This is a genomic window from Microbacterium sp. CCNWLW134, from assembly GCF_037083565.1.
Taxonomy (GTDB): domain Bacteria; phylum Actinomycetota; class Actinomycetes; order Actinomycetales; family Microbacteriaceae; genus Microbacterium.
The window spans coordinates 889,534-906,783 of sequence record NZ_JBAOJU010000002.1; the positions used below are offsets into that span (position 1 = coordinate 889,534).

Here is a 17,250-nt window from a genome sequence, read left to right on the forward strand (position 1 = left end):
CCTACTCTCGAACGTGCCGGCAGGGGTGCGGAGCGCGCGCGACGCCGAGCGCCTACGCTGGCGACAGATCCGAAGGAGGCGCAATGAGCGCGACCCCGTCTTCGCCCCTGCGCGACCGACCCTGGCTGAGCTCCTACGCGCCGGGGGTGCCTCACGAGATCGATCCGGTGACCGAGACACTCGTCGACCTTCTCGACGGCGCGGTGTCGCGGTACGGCAGAAAGGTCGCACTGGAGTTCTTCGGCGCCGAAACCCGGTACGACGAGCTGGGCGAGCAGGTCTCGCGGGCGGCGAACGCCCTGCGGAAGCTCGGAGTGCGGGCAGGCGATCGGGTCGCCCTGGTGCTTCCCAACTGTCCGCAGCACGTCGTGGCGTTCTACGCCGCACTGCGACTGGGGGCGATCGTGGTCGAGCACAATCCGCTCTACACCGCCCGTGAGCTGCGCCATCAGTTCGAGGTGCACGAGGCGGTCGTCGCGATCGTGTGGGACAAGGTCGCCGATGTCGTCGCCGACTTCCCGCGTGACATCGCCCCCGCGGCGATCGTCGCCGTGCGCATGCCCGATGCCCTGCCGTTCGGAAAGCGGGTGGCGCTCCGTCTGCCGGTCCCGGCGGCGCGTGCATCGCGGGAAGCGATGACATCGACGCCGACGGCGAAGGGCATCCTGTCGTGGTCGCAGCTGGTGAAGGCCCGTCGACTGCCGAAGTCGCACCCGCGTCCTGCCCTCGACGACGTCGCACTGCTGCAACTGACCAGCGGGACGACCGGCACCCCGAAGGCGGCGATCCTCTCGCACCGGAACCTCCGGTCCAACGCTGCGCAGGGGCGTGCGTGGGTGCCGGGACTCGCCGAGGGAGCCGAGACCTTCTACGCCGTGCTGCCCATGTTCCATGCGTACGGCCTCACCCTGTGCCTCACCTTCGCGATCTCGATCGGCGCGCGGATCGTGCTGTTCCCGAAGTTCGACGTCGACCTCGTGGTCGCCGCCGCCAAGACCTCGCCGCCGACCTTCCTTCCCGGAGTTCCGCCGATCTACGACGCCCTCGCCCGGGCGACCCAACGCAAGAACGTCGATCTCACCAGCATCCGCTTCGCCATCTCCGGGGCGATGAGCCTTCCGGTGCCGACCGTGACGCGGTGGGAGGAGGCGACGGGCGGTCTTCTCGTCGAGGGCTACGGCATGACCGAGACCTCGCCTGTCGCGCTCGGCAACCCGATCGGCCCCTCGCGTCGCCCCGGCACGGTCGGGGTGCCCTTCCCCAGTACCGAGATCCGCGTCGTCGACCCGGATGATCCCGCCGTCGACCGCCCGATCGGCGAACCCGGCGAGCTGCTGGTGCGCGGGCCGCAGGTCTTCCAGGGGTACTGGCACCGGCCCGACGAGACCGCGGCGGTGCTGCTGGAGGATGGGTGGCTGCGCACCGGCGACATCGTCACCGTCTCGCCCGACGGATTCGTCACCGTCATCGACCGGGTCAAGGAACTCATCATCACGGGCGGATTCAACGTGAGCCCGAGCGAGATCGAGGGGGTGCTGATGATGCATCCGGATGTCGCCGGCGCGGCCGTCGTGGGCATGCCGCGCGCCTCCGGAGGCGAAGACGTCGTCGCAGCGGTCGTGTTGAAAGACGGCGCGGTCTTCGACGCCGGATCGCTCCGGGACTTCTGCCGGTCGCACGTCACCGCGTACAAGGTGCCCAAGCGCATCGTCGAAGTCGACGACCTGCCCCGTTCGCAGATCGGGAAGGTGCTGCGCCGCGTCGTGCGTGAGGAGCTCCTCGCCCGGTGACGCCTGCGCTCGGCCGGCGGCTCAGCGCGGGACGTGGATGCCGACGAGGCGCTCCGACACGTCCCAGAGCTGTCGCGCGTCGTCGAGGCTCTGGAGTGGCTGCCACAGCTCGATCTTTGTCGGGCCCCCGCCGACCAGTCGCTTCGGGCCGAAGAATTGGTCGCCTCGAGCCTCCGTCGCCGTTGCCGCCACGAGGGCCGGCTGCGCTGCCGTCTCGGGTGTCCCCGTCACACCGATGCGAGCGAGCATCCCGATCACGCGTCGTTCCGGTGTGATGCGTGCGCGCCCCATGCCGGGCTGCGCTGCGAGCAGGTTCGTCGGCGAGACGCCGGGGTGAGACAGGTTGCTGCTGATGCCCCAGTCGCCGGCGCGGCTTCGCGCGTCCAGCTCGCGCGCGAAGAGGCCGACGGCGATCTTCGAGGCGACGTAGGCGCGCATCGCGTCGTAGTCCTGCTCGGAGTTCACATCGCTCCAGACGATTCGGCCGCTCCGGGCGGCGATGCTCGTCTGGTGCGTCACCCGGGCGCGCCCCGCTCGCAGCAACGGCAGCAGTCCGAGGGTCAGCGCGAAGTGACCGAGGTGGTTCGTGCCCCATTGCAGCTCGAAGCCGTCGGCGGTGACCTGGCGGGTCGGCGGTCTCATGACCCCGGCGTTGTTGATGAGGATGTCGATCGGGCGACCCTCGTCGTTCAGCTCTGCGGCGAGGGCGGCGACCGAGGTCAGCGACGACAGGTCGAGGGTGCGGGTGCTGACCATTGCGCCGGGGACGGCCGATCGGATGCGGCTGAGTGCGGCGTCGCCCTTCGTCGCGGCGCGGACGGGAAGGACGACCTCGGCGCCGGCGGCGGCGAGGCGGCGGGCGATGATGACGCCGATGCCGTCGCTCGCGCCGGTGACGACGGCGAGCTTTCCGGAGAGGTCGGGGATCGAGCCTGCGGTGCGTGTCATGAGCGGTGTCCTTCGTTCGCGGACCCCCGATCGGGGTCGTCATCCCCATGCTCGATGGCCGTCGCCGCGGCATCCAGGACCCGACGATCCGTGGCTGAGCGGTCCGGCCCTTCCCGATGCCCGGGGGTCAGGTCGTGAACGCCTCGGCGCCGAGGACGGCGAGGAGCTGCAGCTTCTCGTGGGTGTCGGTGCCGGGCTCGGCGGTGTAGACGAGCAGGCGGTGAGACTGATCCGGATCCAGGAGCGTTTGGCAGTGCAGCTCGAGCGCCCCGACCGACGGGTGGTGGAAGCGCTTGACCTCGGTCGGACGGGCGCCGACCTCGTGCGTGTCCCACATTTCGCGGAAGAGGCGGTTGTCCTCGAGAAGGGCGACCATCGCCGCCGCACGCGACCGCGGTCCCCGGAGGGCGACCAGTTCGCGCAGGCCTGAGGCGTAGACCCGGGACAGTTGGCGCTGCTCGTCGAGGGAGTAGGCCGCCCGCGCGGCCGGTTCGGTGAACCACCGATAGCCGAGGCTGCGCGCGGGGCCCGAGCGTTGCGAGGCATCGCCGAGGACGGCGACTCCGAGGGGTGTCTGCCGGAGAGTCTCGCCCAGCTCGGTGACGATCTCCGCCGGGGTGTCGGTCAGACGGTCGAGGATTCGCAGCATGCCAGGGCTGATGTGCTCGCTCGTTGTGTCGCGCAGCGGCGGTTGATGACCCGCGAGTCGGAAGAGGTGATCCCGCTCGTCGAGCGTGAGGTGCAGGCCCTGGGCGATCGCGGCGATCATCTGCTCGGACGGGTGGGGGCCGGTGGCGCGTTCGAGCCGCGCGTAGTAGTCGGTCGACATGTGGCAGAGCGCGGCGACCTCCTCGCGCCGCAGGCCCTCTGTGCGCCGGCGGGGTCCGCGCGTGAGCCCGACGTCCTCGGGTTGCAGCGCTTCGCGTCGTCGGCGGAGGAACTCCGCCAGCCCGTCCCGATCGATCACCGATCACTCCTTCCGACCGCCCCTTTCTACGCGAGAGTCCGCATCGTAGCCAGGACCTGTCAGTCCGCCCTTTTCTCGCTCCCCCGCCAGCGCCGTCCACAGCGCGACCCACTGCCGCGCCGTCAGATCTCTCGGGAGCGCCGACCGCTCCACGTCCGCACGCGCGAGCGCGCACCGCGCGACTCTGCGCTCGATCCGCGCGGCGCCGGCGACGATCTGGTCGAGACCGCGTCCTCTCCCGGAGAACACCGCCGTCACGAACCGCTCGTAGCTTCGACGTGCCGTGCCGGGGAGCAAGGGGTCGTCGCGGCGGGTGATGGTGAGGATGCCGCCGTCGACGGTCGGTGCGGGGGTGAATCCCGACCGCGGGATTCTGCCGTGGAGGCCGAACGTGAACCACGGCCCGCTCTGCGCGGTCATCATCGTCTGGCCGCCGATACCCGCTCGTTTTCGTGCCACCTCCCACTGCGTCACGAGCACCGCGTCTGTCCATCGCGTTTCGCGGAGCAGGCGGCGAAGGATCGGGGTGGTGAGGTGGAACGGGATGTTGCCGACGATCACCGGCTCCCGAAACGGATGACGCAGGGCGTCAGCCTGTCGAACCGTGACACCGGGCAGGGACCGTGCCAGACGGTGTGCCCGGTGCTCGTCGATGTCGATGGCCGTCAGTCGACGCCCCGTCGCCGCGAGCCGCCGCGTCAGGGCGCCGTCACCGGCACCGATCTCGAGGATCGAACCCCGCGTGCCGCGGACGAGACTGTCGATCCGGTCGATCGACGGTGTATGGATGAGGAAGTTCTGGCCGAGTTCGTGTCGGCCGCCGTGCTGAGAACGAGGCATGGGCGTGCTCCGATGAAAAGGGGAGCACCCGGTGCGGGACGTGGAGAGGCGGGATACGCCGAGGCGCCCGTCCGAGTGCAGAAGGACTCGGAGGAGACGGCGCGATGCGACGAAGCGGTCGCGCCGTCAGGCGCGGCGGTCGCGGACCAGAGCGGTGAGCGCCATCACGGGCGCCATCGTTATCGTTCCCACCCTTCGACGTTATCAGGATCGTTTCCACACTGTCACCGCGCGGGTCGCGCGGGTGTGCGGAGGAACACCGTCAGGACCACGCCCACGACACTGATCGCGGCGCCGAATCCGAAAGCGGTGGCGACCCCGCCCGCGAGGGCGGCCAGTCGATCGTCGCTCGTGGCCGAAGACACCGCGACGCTGAACAGCGTGATGAACAGCGCCGTCCCGGCCGCCCCCGACACCTGCTGCAGGGTGTTGACGATCGCGCTGGCGTGCGAGTACAGGTCGGGCGCGACAGACCCGAGGGCGGTGGTCATCAGCGGCGTCACCATGAGCGCGGTTCCGATGCTGAGGAGGACGTGCATGGCGATGACCGCCCACACGGGGGTATCGGCGGTGAGGGTCGAGAAGGCGGCCATGGCCGCGGTCACGATCACTGCCCCGGGCACGACGAGGGTCCGAGTTCCGACCCGGTCGTAGGCCATGCCGACGAACGGCGCGAGAACGCCGGACAGGATCCCGCCGGGCAGAAGCATGAGACCCGCGACGTACGCGGGTTCACCGAGCACCCCCTGGATGAAGAGCGGCAGCAGGATCAGCGAACCGAACAGGGCGATGGAGACGACCACGATGGCCGCTGTCGAGAGGGTGAACGGCAGGCTGCTGAACACGCGGGGATCCAGCAGCACGCGATCGGTGTCTCGAAGCGCGAACTGCCGCCAGACCAGTCCCGCCAGGGCGAGCGTGCCCACCAGGAGGGGGATCCACACCGGCATCCCACCCTCGCCTCCCGCGCGCTCGCCGATGCTCGCGAGACCGTAGATGAGCCCCGAGAAGCCGACCGCCGACAGTACAAGTGAGCCGAGATCGAAGCGCGCGGGTGCAGTGGGCGTCACCGTCCGAAGCCAGATCGCGCCCGCGATGAGTGCGATCGCCGCGATCGGAAGCACCGCGACGAACACCGACCGCGATCCGGATGTCGACACGAGAATGCCCGAGAACGTCGGGCCGAGTGCGGGGGCAGCGGCGGTGACGATCGTGACGAGGCCCATCGTGCGGCCGCGGCGCTCGGGTGCCACCAGCAGCATCACCGTGGTGAACAGCAGCGGCAGCATGATTGCTGTTCCCAGCGCCTGCACGACGCGAGCGACCAGCAGCACGTCGAAGGTGGGTGCGGTCGCAGCGACGAGAGTGCCGAGGGTGAACACCCCCATCGCCGTCAGGAAGTTGCGACGGAGCGGGAGCCGCCGCAGAAGCACACCGGTCGTCGGGATGACGACTGCCATCGTCAGCATGAAGGCGGTCGTCAGCCACTGCGCCGAGGCGGCGGAGACGCTGAATTCGCTCATGATGCGCGGAATCGAGACCCCCATCGCCGTCTCGTTGAGGACGACGACGAAAGCCGAGATCAGCAGCAGCGCGATCACGGGCCCGGTGCGGCGGGATGCTGCGGTGCGGACGGGAAGGGAAGGGGTGACGGTCATGACTCTCCTGGTACTGCGTTTGAAAACGGTACTCAGTACCGTATGCGTACGACGTGCTAACGTAGCACCATGTCCTCACCTCGTACGACCGGCCGACCCCAGCCCGATCTTCGCGAGCGCCGACGGCGCGAACTGGTGCGGGGTATCGCGGCTGCCGCCGTGGAGCTCTTCGAGCGGCAGGGATTCGGCTCGACGACGATCGACGACATCGCCGCCGAAGCGGGGATCTCGCGAACTACGTTCTTCCGCTACTGCGCCACGAAGGAAGCGGCGGTTCTCGTCGACGACGCAGGGCTCGAAGCGGAGCTGATCGCCGTGGCGAAGGAGGCGCCGGAACGAGACCCGCTCGCGCACCTCGAGCAGGCCTGGGCCGATATGGCGGCGGTCTTCGACGCTGATGCCGAGGGGCGAGATCGCTTTCTGCGTGTCCGGCGGTTGATGCGCGACCAACCCGCCCTGCTGGCGGCGGGGCTCGAGCGCGATGCGCGGTTGGCGGCGCATGTCGCGGATGCCCTGGAGGCGGGGGCGGGTCTGTCCTCACTCGATGCTGCAGCGGTGGCCGAGAGCTTCGCCGTCGGGATGCGTCTCACCTTCGACGAGTGGGTGCGCCGGGTCGACGATGCCCCCACGCCGTCGACGCCCCCGCTCAGCGACATCTATCAAGATGTCCGCTCCGCGCTCGCGCGTGCTCGCGGAGGCGCGGCGTCGTGACATCCGAGTTCAGCGCCGCGTTCTGGGAGAGTCACTGGGAGGAGCGGGGGAACGATCGCGCACTGCGGCCGCATCCTGCACTCGAGACCGAGATCGCCGACCTTGCTCCGGGTGCAGCGCTCGAGGCCGGCAGCGGTGAGGGCGCTGAAGCGGTCTGGCTCGCCGAGCGTGGGTGGAAGGTCACCGCCGTCGACCTGTCGGCACGGGCGCTGCGGCGGGCGGGGGCGCGGTTCTCCGATCGAAGCTTCGCGGTGCCCATCGAGTGGCTGCACGCAGATCTCACCACGTGGGAACCGATCCACCCGTTCGATCTGGTCACCACGTTCTACGCCCATCCCGCGATGGCGCAGGACGCCTTCTACGCCCGCCTCTCCCGCTGGGTCGCTCCCGGCGGCGCTCTGCTGATCGTCGGGCATGAAGAGGCCGGCCGGCTTGACGCTCCGCGGGAGGCGGTGCACTCGCATCCGTCCACGGCCGTGACCGCTCCCCGTCGCATCCTCTCCGTCCTCGACGAGGGGGAGTGGACGGTCTCGACCGCCGACGTCCGTGAGCGCGCCGTCGGCATTCCCGGTGGGGGGACTCGGATGCTGCGTGACGTCGTCGTGCGGGCGACGCGACGCTCGTGACGATCTCGTCGGCATTCCCCCGTCACGCCTGGGGCTAGAACGGGGCAGGTTCGTGGGGGTCGTCGGCGGGTTCGTCGGTGATCCGGAATTCGCCGGTGAAGGTGGTCCACTTCACCCACAGGTCGTCGGGGACGTCCTCCTCCGGTGAGAAGTGCACCCCGTGGCCCGGTGGGTTGTCGGTGTAGATCCTCCCGGTGGGGGAGGTCCATTCGATGACGCCGCCGGGGAGTTGTTTCACTTTCCAGGCGGTGAACTGTTTCATGCTGTGGTGTCGTTGGCACAGGCAGGACAGGTTGCAGATCTCGGTTCTCCCACCGAGGGCGGCGTCGTGGTTGTGGTCGATCTCGCATGTGCGGGCGGGCATCCGGCATCCCGGCCACCGGCAGTGCTTATCCCGACCTTTGAGGAACCGGACCATCGCCCCGGTCGGGCGGTACTGGTCCACCGCCATCGTCAACCCGGTGACCGGATGGGTCAGCAGCCGCTCCCAGGTGCCGTCACTGTTCCCCGCGAGCAGTCGGGCGGTCTTCGCGTCGATGGGGCCGACCCCGGCGAGATCGCACGGGACGTCACTCTGCCCCATGAGGGCCATGACGGGGATGACGACCTGCACCTTCGCGGTGATCGCGCCCAACCCTCCCGGTAGGTCACCAGAGCCGGTCGGGTTGAGGCTCGGTACGGAGGTGAGGAGCATGTCGGCGAACACGTCGGCGCGGACCTCGTCGAGGGACCGGGTGTCCGGCGCCACATCATCGCCCGGCTGCGGTTCGCGGGCGGTGATGACCGCGGTGGCTTCGTCGGTGATGCGTTGGAAGATCCCCTCGATCAGCACCGTGGACTGCACCGCGCGCAGTTCCGACATCCCGTCCCCGATCGTATAGCGGACGATCTTCCGCTCCCGGGACGCCTCCCGATGCCGCTCGGTCAGTGTCCGCGGGTGCATCCGTTCGGCGAGGATCTCCAGATCCGCGCGGGCACGCCCCGGGGTCTCGTCCAGGCAGATCTCCGCCGCGAGCTGATCGAACTCCCCCTTCACCTCCGCCGGCAGGCGTCGCCCGACATCCTCCACCACCGCCACGTGCGCCCGCGTGATCAGCCCCTTCTCCAGGCAGTGCACCGTCGCGGGGTAGTCGTTCACCAGCGCGAAAGCACTATCAATCTGGCGCTGGACCGACCGGTCGGACAGTCGCACCGCGGCCGCGATCTCCGCTGCCACACCCCGCAACGCCATATCCCGGTCCCGCACCACCGCGGTCGACCCCTCCGCCAGCCGCGCCGCGAACGCCCCCGCCTCGGCCAACACCCGGGTCTGCTCCGCCTCCGCCGCCGCCAACGCCGCCTGCGCGGCCTCCACCCGGCTCAGCACACCCGTCAGCTCAGACCGGTCCTCGTCGCTGAGGAGAGTGAGCCGCGGGTTCGAACGCATGTATGAATCATGGCACCACCCTCCGACATAGAGACCCGAAACCTTCAACCCCAGCTCGAACCAGATTCCGCCGATGTGGGGGCCGCTGGATCTCGCTTCCTCGTGATAAAACGAGCATCAGCTCGTGAAGCGCAGGCCTGCCTCGGCGAGAGCGGCATCGAGCGCGCGAACCGCCGTCGGGCCGACACCGTGCAGGGCAGCGATCTCGTCGCGGGATCGCCCCGCAACATCCGCCAGGGTCCGAAGGCCCGCGCTCTCGAGCGCGCGCAGGGCGGGCCTCCCGATTCCTGATGGAAGACCGTCGGACGCGGCGGACACCCCGCCCTCAGTCCTGGTGGCCGGAGGAGGCTCCGTACCGCGCGGCGATCTCGCCGGGATCGACCCAGCGTGAGTAAGTCGGCTCCTGCGGCCACCCTTCGGGAGAGTCCTGCCAGTCCTCCTGGCGCCCCCACGGCAGCAGGTCGACGAGGGCGAAGGTGTGGCTGAGCTGCTCGGTTCCGCGTCCGTTGGTGTGCCACGTGCGGTAGACGGTGTCGCCGTCGCGGAGGAACACGTTCACGGCGAACCCGCCCCCGGCCGGAGCATCCATATCGGCCCCGAAGGGACTGTTCGCGGTCGAGTACCAATCCATCCGGTTGCCCACCTTCTCGCGGTAGGCGAGGGCCTCCTCGATCGCGCCCTGGGTCACGGCGACGAACTGCGCGTCGTAGTGGTCGAGGAACCCGAGCCGCGTGAACTGCGAGGTGAAGGACGTGCAGCCGCCGCACTGCCACTCGGCTCCGGGCTCCCACATGTGGTGGTAGGTGATCAACTGCGATCTGCCTCCGAAGATGTCCACGAGCCGCACGGGGCCCGCCGGCCCTTCCAGCACATAGTCGGGAAGCTTCACCATCGGCAGGCGTCGCCGCTGCGCGGCAATCGCGTCGAGCTCACGGGTGGCGGCCTTCTCGCGAGCGCGCAGCGCCGCGAGCTCGTCGCGCCACTCGTCCTCGGTGACGACCGGGGGGAGGGCGGATGTCGTGGTGCTCATGGGTTTCCTTTCGTCGACGAACGGATTCCGCGGGTCAGCGCACCGCCGACCGAAGGTCTTGGCCGGCCTCACCGACCGTTGCGGATGATTCCGTCTCCGCTCCGCCCGGCTCGGCAGAGGCGGGGGGCGGCGCTGTGGCGTACGCCCGCGACAACCGTCGGTACGGTGCCGAGGCGAAGGCCAGCAGCACGACGATCAGCAGGATCGCGCTCGCTGCGACGAAGACCAGGGCGATGCCGCGAGCCTCGCCCGGTCCGAGCAGCCAGCCGAGGGAGGACTGACCCGCCTCGGAGTTCATGTAGGGGATCAGCCAGAACTGCGCGAGTGGCCCGACGATGAACGCAGACACGGGAGCTGCGGCCGACTCGACACTGGCGGCGAAGCCGAAGACGCGCCCTTGCGACTCGAAGGGCACGACCCGCTGGATGATCGTCTGCTCCGACGCCTCGGCGATCGGCATGAGGCACATGAAGATCAGCAGTCCCAGCGCGTACAGCCACCACCACTCGCGGATCGCGAAGGTCATCCCGAGGATCGCGATGGCGACGTTGACGAGGAGGAGAGTTCGCACCGGGTTCCTGCCCAGACCGAACTTGGCCACGAGGCCCCCGCCGATGATGAAGCCGAAGCTCGTGATGCCGAGGATGATGCCCCACACCTCGACCGAGAAGAGTTCCAGGCCGTACGGGTCCATGAGCGCCATGAACACGCCGCCGACGAGGTTGTTGAAGGTGGTGAAAAGGATGAGGGCGAGGAGTCCCGGAACGACGATGACCGCGGGGATGACGCCGCGGAACCCCGTCTGCGGTACGACGCCTTCGACGTGCACCACGCCGCGTTCGGGGATCGGCACGAAGAGCAGGTGGGTCAGCGCCACGGCGGTCGCGGCGATCGCGATGACCACGGTCCATCCCATACCGAGGAGACCGACGGACAGACCGGAGAAGACGCTCGTGACCATGAAGGCGATGCCGTGGACGGCTCCGACCAGTCCGTTGGCGCGGTCGCGCCGGTCGGAGGGGATCAGCAGCGTGACGGTGGTCGACAGTGCGATGTTGCGAAGGTTCTCGACCACGCCGCCGATCAGGATGACCCCGGCGAACAACCAGAACCAGGGTCCGCCCCAGTCGACCAGCACGCTCTCGGGGAACGACAGGTACAGCGCCCCGGCCAGAAGGTAGGTCACGAGTGTCACGGTGCTCGAGAGCAGCATGACGGCCTTCTTCTTCATATGATCGACGAGGACCCCGAAGACCACGCCGAGAAGAGCGACGAGGAGCATGTACGACCCGCCGATGATGGAGGTCGCGAGCACCGACCCCGTCTCGAGGTAGGCCCAGAAGGTCAGCGCCCACCACAGGTAGCTCGACGTCACGTTCGCGACGGCGGTGTTCACGAGCACCTGGTAGAAGGCCCGAACCGTCCGCGGGCCGGGGGTGTACGCCGCCGCATCCGTGGTCTGCGTGCTCATCGTTCTCGTTCCCGTCGTGGTGATGCCGGCCGGCCCGCCTGCTGCGGTAGACTCATGTTCACACCGTGAACATCGGCGGTGGCGCCAATCTACACACCCGGAGCGGAGGAGGCAATGGCCGATTCCGCTCGCACGTATCATCACGGCGACCTCCGACATGCGCTGGTCCACGAGGGGCTCGCGCGAGCGCGGGAGGGAGGACCGAGCGCCGTCTCGCTCCGGGAGATCACCCGCGCCGTCGGCGTCTCGCCGAACGCCGCGTACCGGCACTTCTCCGACCGCGACCACCTGGTCCGCGCGGTCGCCGGGCAGGCGCAGCGACTGCTGGCCGAGGCGATCGCCGAGCGCGTCGCGGCAACCCCGTCCGGACTCGGCCGCGCTGCGGCATCCATCGAGCGGCTCCGTCGCGTGGGCCTGGCCTACATCGCCTTCGCCGTCGACGAGCGCGGCTGGTTCGAGACCGCCTTCTTCACGCAGGACACCCGGGCCAGCGAGGGGATCGTCACGCTCGACGACGAGATCGTCGCGCCTTTCCGGCTGCTGATGGACGTGCTCGACGAGATGGTGGATGCCGGTGCGCTCGCCCCCGAGCGCCGCCCCCTGGCCGAATGGCCGTGCTGGTCGGCGGTGCACGGCTTCGCCGACATCGCCGTGCACGGCCCGGTGCGCTGGCAGCCGCGCGAACTCGTCGACGCCCTCGCGGCGAGCGTCGTCGACTCGGCGATCGTCGGCGTGCGCGGCACGACCGCGCCGCCCGGAGAAGCATAGGCGAGCGCGCGCTCGTCGTCACCCCGGTGCAGAGAGGCGTCGATCCGCGGTGTACTCGGGTGTCCACCACCGAGGAGAAGAGGATCACATGAGCGGCTTCAGCGAAACCACCCCCGAGCGCGACGAGCAGGCGGGCCTCGAGGTCGTCGGCGAAACGAGCCCCGGCGTGGCGGACACCACGGTCGGGGGCGAGGACGACCTCGCCCAGCTCGAGTTCGAGGGGCGCCTTCCCGACGCCGACACCGTCGCCGCCGACGGCCCGGAGGAGCCCTACCTCGATGAGGCCCTCCAGCCCGAGACGCAGGGGGAGGACCCGGTGGCCGCCGAGCTCGGCGAGGAGGGACAGGGGGATCTCGCGCCCGAAGACCTGTAGATCCGAGCGCCGCCCGCCGGCCGGGTGTCAGGCCGGGGCGGGGGAGCAGTGCCAGCGGGCCTCTTTCCAGCCCTCCGGGGTCCGCTTCCACACGATCGTGGCGACGCACGGGTTCTCGATCACTGTCTCACCGATCTGCACCCGCTGGACGAACCTCACCACCGAGTACCCCATCTCCCCGGCCTCTTCGCCGTGATACCCCGTCACCCGTGACGACAGCGCCGCGCCCGCGGCCCGCATCGCCGCGAAGTTCGTGGTCATGTAGGCATCCCACGCGTCCTTGTTCTCGATCACGACCGACCGTCCCTGAGGATCGACGTCGACGATGCCGTAATCGTCGTCGACCATCGCGCGGAGCGCGTCGAGATCGAGCGCGTTGACGGCGTCGAGCAGAGCCTGGGTCTGCGGCCGCAGCGGATCGTCGGGCATGGTCTCCTCCTCGAGTGCTCCCCTTCCGACGCTATCGCGCTACGGGCACCGGGTGGGCGGTGATCGTCGCGTCAAGAGCGGAGATCGGATGCCGGGCCGCGGCCACAATGGAGACATGATCTCCATTCCGACGGTGACCCTCAATGACGGTGTGTCCTTCCCCCAGGTGGGGCTCGGCACGTACAACCTGCGCGGAGCGGAGGGCTCGGACGCGATCGTCGCGGCGCTCGACACCGGCTATCGGCTGCTCGATTCGGCGGTCAACTACGAGAACGAGCGCGAGGTCGGCGAGGCCGTGCGGCGGTCATCCGTCCCTCGCGACGAGATCCTCGTGACGTCGAAGATCCCCGGACGTGAGCACGGCCGCACCGAGGCGGTGCGGAGCATCCGCGACTCGCTCGACCGGCTCGGCCTCGAGCGCATCGACCTTCACCTCATCCACTGGCCCAACCCGAGCGTGGGGAAGTACGTCGACACCTGGCGCGGCATGATCGATGCGCGCGAGGCCGGTCTGGTCGGATCGATCGGGGTGTCGAACTTCACCGAGGAGATGCTCACCGAACTCGTCGACGCGACCGGTGTCGTTCCGGCCGTGAACCAGGTGGAGCTCCACCCCTATTTCCCGCAGGCGAAGCTTCGCGCCTTCCACGACGAGCTCGGCGTCCGCACCGAGAGCTGGAGCCCGCTCGCGCGGCGCAGCGAGCTTCTCACCGAGCGGGTGATCGTCCAGCTCGCCGAGGCGCACGGTAAGACGCCGACGCAGATCGTGCTGCGGTGGCACGTCGAGCTCGGCAGCACCGCGATCCCGAAGTCGGCCGACCCCGAGCGTCAGCGTGAGAACGCCGACATCTTCGACTTCTCTCTCAGCGCCGACGAGGTCGCCGAGATCTCCCGCCTCGAGCGCGGTCGTCTGTGGGACGGCGACCCGCTCACGCACGAAGAGATGTAGCCCTCTCGCACACCTCCACACCGCCCGTCCCGCGCCGCACTCAGTGCGGCACGATGACGCAGTCGCTTCCCGGCGAGAGCATCGATTCGTGACCGTCATCGAAGCGGACGACCAGGAGCGGTTCGTCGGCGTGCCCGCGGACGCCGGTCACCACGCCGGTCCGCTCCGCAGCGCCCACTGTTCTGCCGTGGATGATGACGCGATCGCCGATCTCAGCCATGACCATCACCTCCTGGCGCCAACGATACGACTGCTTCCGCGCCGGCACCAGAAGGGTCGGGCCTCACGAGGCGGGACCGGTGAGCCGCTCACGCACGGCGAGATGTGAGCCACTCCGCGTACGTCTGGTAGCCGCGGCGGGGCTCGCCGACGGGGAGGCCGAGGCCGTCCCGGAGGGCCTTCATCTGCTTTCCCGGGAGGCTCACCGACGGCGTCCACACTTTCTCGTCGAGGGTGCCGGCGTAGTCCTGCACCATCCGGTCGAGAGCCTCCTCGAGCGGGCCGGCGACCTCCTGCGCGCGCCCCTGCGGGGCGCCGACGGCGACCTCGGCGAGGTAGGCCCCCACCTCCGCGGCGGCGACGGGCTGGAGGCGTGCCCGCGGTGCGAGGTGGAGCGGTCCGAAGGCCGCCTGCCGGTAGATCTGAGCCGCGAACTCGTGGAACTGCGTCGCGCGGACGATGCTCCACGGCACCGCGCCCCCGGCGACGAGGCGCTCCTGCGCCACCTTGCCGGCGTAGTAGTCGTACGGCATGCGGTCGACGCCGACGATGGAGAGGGTCACCAGGTGCGACACCCCCGCCCGCTCGGCCGCGGCGAGAAGGTGCCGGGTGCCGGCCTCGAAGAACGCCACCGAGGCCTTGGCGGAGAGCGTGGAGACATTGGTGGTGTCGATGACCGCCTCCACGCCGACGAGCGCGTCATCCAGCCCCACGCCCCCGGCGACATCCACGCCGCTCGCCCGGCTGAGCGCCACGGCCTCGTGCCCCTTGTCGCGCAGCGCACGCACGGCGTGCGCGCCCACGGTTCCCGTTCCTCCGACGACGGCGACCAGCATCGGCACCCCTCTCCTCGTCCACAGCATGGCGCACCCGGTCGACCGCGTCCGCGAGGCGCTCGGTTAGCGTGGGGGAATGCCCACCCCCTTCGACGCGCTCGACGACTACATCGCCCTTCCTCGCGTGGAAGGTCTGGCCCTTTCGCCCGACGGCAGCACCGCGGTGCTGACGGTGGCCGCTCTGAAGAAGGATGCCACAGGGTACGAGCGTTCCCTGTGGGCGGTGCCCGTGCGGGGAGACGGTGCGCCCCGGCGCCTCACCCGGTCGGCGAAGGGCGAGAGCGGTGCGGCGTTCACGCCGGGCGGTGACATCCTGTTCGTCTCGGCGCGCGATGACATCGAATCGGATGTCGACGACGAGCCGGGCCAGCTCTGGCTCCTCCCGGCGCAGGGCGGTGAGGCCCGACCGGTGACGCGGCTCGCCGGCGGCGTGAGCAGCATCGCCGCGACGGCGGAGCAGACGGGACGCGTCGTCGTCTCGGCCCCGCTGCTGCGTTCGGCCTCGTCGATCGAGGATGACGCGGCGCGACGTGCCGAGCGCACGAAGAAGAAGGTCTCGGCGATCCTCCACGACTCCTACCCGGTCAGGTTCTGGGACCACGACCTGGGCCCCGCCGAGCCCCACCTGCTCGCGGTCGACCTCGAGGGCCTCGCCGACACGCTCGCCGCGGCCGTGGAAGACACCGCCACCGAGGAAGCGGAGGTCGTCGCACACCTCACGGCCGAGGCGGCCGAACCGACCCCCTACCCGACGACCCTCCCGCGCCCCGCCGATCTGATGACCGCTCCGGGCCGAGCCCTCCGGCACGCCGAGGCCGCGCTGAGCCCCGACGGCACCACCCTCGTCGCCAGCATCGATCGCCCCGAGGCGCGCGGCGGGCGACGGATCCTGGTGAGCGTCGATGTCGCCACCGGAACGCACACCGTGCTGCGCGACGAAGACGGCTTCGACATCGAGATGCCCGCGATCAGCCACGACGGCACGCGCCTGGCCTTCCTGCGCACCGCGGTGACCACCCCCTCGGGGCCGACCGAGCAGGAGCTCTGGGTCTCGCGGCTCGATGGGTCGGACGCGCGACGCGTCGCCGCCGACTGGGACCGTTGGCCGTCGTCGATCGCCTTCGCCGCGGCGGATGACGCACTGATCGTCACCGCCGACGACAACGGGCGCGGTCCGGTCTTCCGGATCGCGTTGACGGGCAGCCCTGGCGAAGAGGACAGCGAGGTCACGGCGATCGTCTCGGACGACTTCACGTACTCGCATGTCCGCATCGATCGCTCGGGCGGGGGGCTGGTCGCGCTCCGCTCCTCGTGGCTCGTTCCCCCGCACCCCGTGCGGATCGAGCCGTCGGGTGAGGTGACGCCCCTGGCCACTCCCACTCCCGCGCCGGCCGTTCCCGGTCGCATCACCGAGGTCGAGACCACGGCTGAAGACGGCGCCCGGGTGCGGGCGTGGCTCGTGCTCCCCGAGGGTGCGTCGGCCGAGGCGCCGGCCCCGCTGCTGCTGTGGATCCACGGAGGCCCGCTCAACAGCTGGAACGCGTGGAGCTGGCGGTGGGCGCCGCTCCTGGCCGCGGCACGCGGCTACGCCGTGCTGCTTCCCGACCCGGCGCTGTCCACCGGCTACGGATTGGAGTTCATCGCCCGCGGGTGGAACAGCTGGGGCGGCAAGCCCTACACCGACCTCATGGCGATCACCGACGCCGTCGTCGCGCGCGACGACATCGACGAGTCCCGCACCGCTGCGATGGGCGGATCGTTCGGCGGGTACATGGCCAACTGGGTCGCCGGACACACCGATCGGTTCCGGGCGATCGTCACGCACGCGAGCCTGTGGGCACTCGACCAGTTCGCGGGCACGACCGACAGCTCGGACTACTGGCAGCGCATCTTCACGCCCGAGGCGATGATCGAGCACTCACCGCACCGCTTCGTCGCCGACATCCGCACCCCCGTCCTCGTCGTCCACGGCGACAGGGATTACCGGGTGCCCATCGGCGAGGGGCTGCGCCTCTGGTCGGATCTCGCCGAGCACCACGCCGACGCCGACGGGCGCATGCCCCACCGCTTCCTCTACTTCCCCGACGAGAATCACTGGATCCTGAAGCCCCAGCACGCTGTCGTCTGGTACGAAACGGTGTTCGCCTTCCTCGCCGAGCACGTTCTCGGTGAGGAGTCCGCGCCCCCGGCCGTCCTCGGCTGACCCGCG

General features: G+C 69.9%; 17 protein-coding genes. 7 read left to right on the top strand and 10 right to left on the bottom strand.

The window, feature by feature from the left end; translation table 11 throughout:
* Positions 1 to 83: 83 nt before the first annotated feature.
* Positions 84 to 1,790 carry a long-chain-fatty-acid--CoA ligase gene (locus tag V6S02_RS14820; RefSeq protein WP_124292554.1) on the top strand — a complete coding sequence of 569 codons (1,707 nt, stop codon included), beginning with the start codon at positions 84 to 86 and terminating at the stop codon, positions 1,788 to 1,790.
* A 21-nt stretch (positions 1,791 to 1,811) separates the two neighbouring features.
* Here the strand turns inward: V6S02_RS14820 and V6S02_RS14825 are convergent, their stop codons facing one another.
* The 4 genes from V6S02_RS14825 to V6S02_RS14840 form a co-directional block, all read right to left on the bottom strand.
* Positions 1,812 to 2,738, bottom strand: coding sequence for an SDR family oxidoreductase (locus V6S02_RS14825; RefSeq protein WP_336401465.1), 927 nt, complete (start codon positions 2,736 to 2,738; stop codon positions 1,812 to 1,814).
* A gap of 127 nt (positions 2,739 to 2,865) precedes the next feature.
* Complete coding sequence (locus tag V6S02_RS14830; RefSeq protein WP_336401466.1) at positions 2,866 to 3,705, bottom strand: helix-turn-helix transcriptional regulator; 840 nt, start codon at positions 3,703 to 3,705, stop codon at positions 2,866 to 2,868.
* A gap of 3 nt (positions 3,706 to 3,708) precedes the next feature.
* The gene (erm, locus tag V6S02_RS14835; RefSeq protein WP_336401467.1) at positions 3,709 to 4,545 is read right to left on the bottom strand and encodes a 23S ribosomal RNA methyltransferase Erm; all 837 of its coding nucleotides are present in this window, start codon (positions 4,543 to 4,545) and stop codon (positions 3,709 to 3,711) included.
* Between the two features lie 224 nt (positions 4,546 to 4,769).
* Complete coding sequence (locus tag V6S02_RS14840; protein ID WP_336401468.1) at positions 4,770 to 6,203, bottom strand: DHA2 family efflux MFS transporter permease subunit; 1,434 nt, start codon at positions 6,201 to 6,203, stop codon at positions 4,770 to 4,772.
* Between the two features lie 69 nt (positions 6,204 to 6,272).
* Here V6S02_RS14840 and V6S02_RS14845 point away from each other — a divergent pair, with 69 nt between their 5' ends.
* Complete coding sequence (locus V6S02_RS14845; protein ID WP_336401469.1) at positions 6,273 to 6,914, top strand: TetR/AcrR family transcriptional regulator; 642 nt, start codon at positions 6,273 to 6,275, stop codon at positions 6,912 to 6,914.
* Positions 6,911 to 7,540: an SAM-dependent methyltransferase gene (locus tag V6S02_RS14850; RefSeq protein ID WP_336401470.1), complete on the top strand. Its 630-nt coding sequence runs from the start codon at positions 6,911 to 6,913 to the stop codon at positions 7,538 to 7,540. The genes V6S02_RS14845 and V6S02_RS14850 overlap by 4 nt, the downstream gene beginning before the upstream one ends.
* A 34-nt stretch (positions 7,541 to 7,574) precedes the next feature.
* Here V6S02_RS14850 and V6S02_RS14855 read toward each other — a convergent pair whose 3' ends face one another.
* The 3 genes from V6S02_RS14855 to V6S02_RS14865 all read right to left on the bottom strand — a co-directional run bounded on the left by V6S02_RS14855 (position 7,575) and on the right by V6S02_RS14865 (position 11,467).
* Entirely contained in the window at positions 7,575 to 8,966 is a 1,392-nt protein-coding gene (locus V6S02_RS14855; RefSeq protein ID WP_336401471.1) for an HNH endonuclease signature motif containing protein, read from the bottom strand.
* 325 nt (positions 8,967 to 9,291) lie between these two features.
* Positions 9,292 to 9,996, bottom strand: a complete 705-nt coding sequence (locus V6S02_RS14860) for a DUF899 domain-containing protein (RefSeq protein ID WP_336401472.1) — start codon at positions 9,994 to 9,996, stop codon at positions 9,292 to 9,294.
* Between the two features lie 34 nt (positions 9,997 to 10,030).
* The gene (locus V6S02_RS14865) at positions 10,031 to 11,467 is read right to left on the bottom strand and encodes an MFS transporter (RefSeq protein ID WP_124294134.1); all 1,437 of its coding nucleotides are present in this window, start codon (positions 11,465 to 11,467) and stop codon (positions 10,031 to 10,033) included.
* A 114-nt stretch (positions 11,468 to 11,581) separates the two neighbouring features.
* Here V6S02_RS14865 and V6S02_RS14870 point away from each other — a divergent pair, with 114 nt between their 5' ends.
* Both V6S02_RS14870 and V6S02_RS14875 read left to right on the top strand, forming a co-directional pair.
* Positions 11,582 to 12,235: a TetR/AcrR family transcriptional regulator gene (locus tag V6S02_RS14870; RefSeq protein ID WP_124294133.1), complete on the top strand. Its 654-nt coding sequence runs from the start codon at positions 11,582 to 11,584 to the stop codon at positions 12,233 to 12,235.
* An 88-nt stretch (positions 12,236 to 12,323) separates the two neighbouring features.
* The gene (locus tag V6S02_RS14875) at positions 12,324 to 12,608 is read left to right on the top strand and encodes a hypothetical protein (protein ID WP_235014950.1); all 285 of its coding nucleotides are present in this window, start codon (positions 12,324 to 12,326) and stop codon (positions 12,606 to 12,608) included.
* A 27-nt stretch (positions 12,609 to 12,635) separates the two neighbouring features.
* Here V6S02_RS14875 and V6S02_RS14880 read toward each other — a convergent pair whose 3' ends face one another.
* Positions 12,636 to 13,037 carry a nuclear transport factor 2 family protein gene (locus V6S02_RS14880; RefSeq protein ID WP_336401473.1) on the bottom strand — a complete coding sequence of 134 codons (402 nt, stop codon included), beginning with the start codon at positions 13,035 to 13,037 and terminating at the stop codon, positions 12,636 to 12,638.
* A 115-nt stretch (positions 13,038 to 13,152) separates the two neighbouring features.
* On the opposite strand from V6S02_RS14880, the gene V6S02_RS14885 reads away from it, so the two are divergent.
* Positions 13,153 to 13,986: an aldo/keto reductase gene (locus V6S02_RS14885; protein WP_336401475.1), complete on the top strand. Its 834-nt coding sequence runs from the start codon at positions 13,153 to 13,155 to the stop codon at positions 13,984 to 13,986.
* Positions 13,987 to 14,026: 40 nt separating this feature from the next.
* Here V6S02_RS14885 and V6S02_RS14890 read toward each other — a convergent pair whose 3' ends face one another.
* Positions 14,027 to 14,206 carry a DUF1918 domain-containing protein gene (locus tag V6S02_RS14890; protein ID WP_205782953.1) on the bottom strand — a complete coding sequence of 60 codons (180 nt, stop codon included), beginning with the start codon at positions 14,204 to 14,206 and terminating at the stop codon, positions 14,027 to 14,029.
* Positions 14,207 to 14,294: 88 nt separating this feature from the next.
* Entirely contained in the window at positions 14,295 to 15,041 is a 747-nt protein-coding gene (locus tag V6S02_RS14895) for an SDR family oxidoreductase (protein WP_336401671.1), read from the bottom strand.
* Positions 15,042 to 15,117: 76 nt separating this feature from the next.
* On the opposite strand from V6S02_RS14895, the gene V6S02_RS14900 reads away from it, so the two are divergent.
* A complete protein-coding gene (locus V6S02_RS14900) occupies positions 15,118 to 17,244 on the top strand; it encodes a S9 family peptidase (protein ID WP_336401476.1) in 2,127 nt (708 codons plus the stop codon).
* Positions 17,245 to 17,250 lie beyond the last annotated feature (6 nt).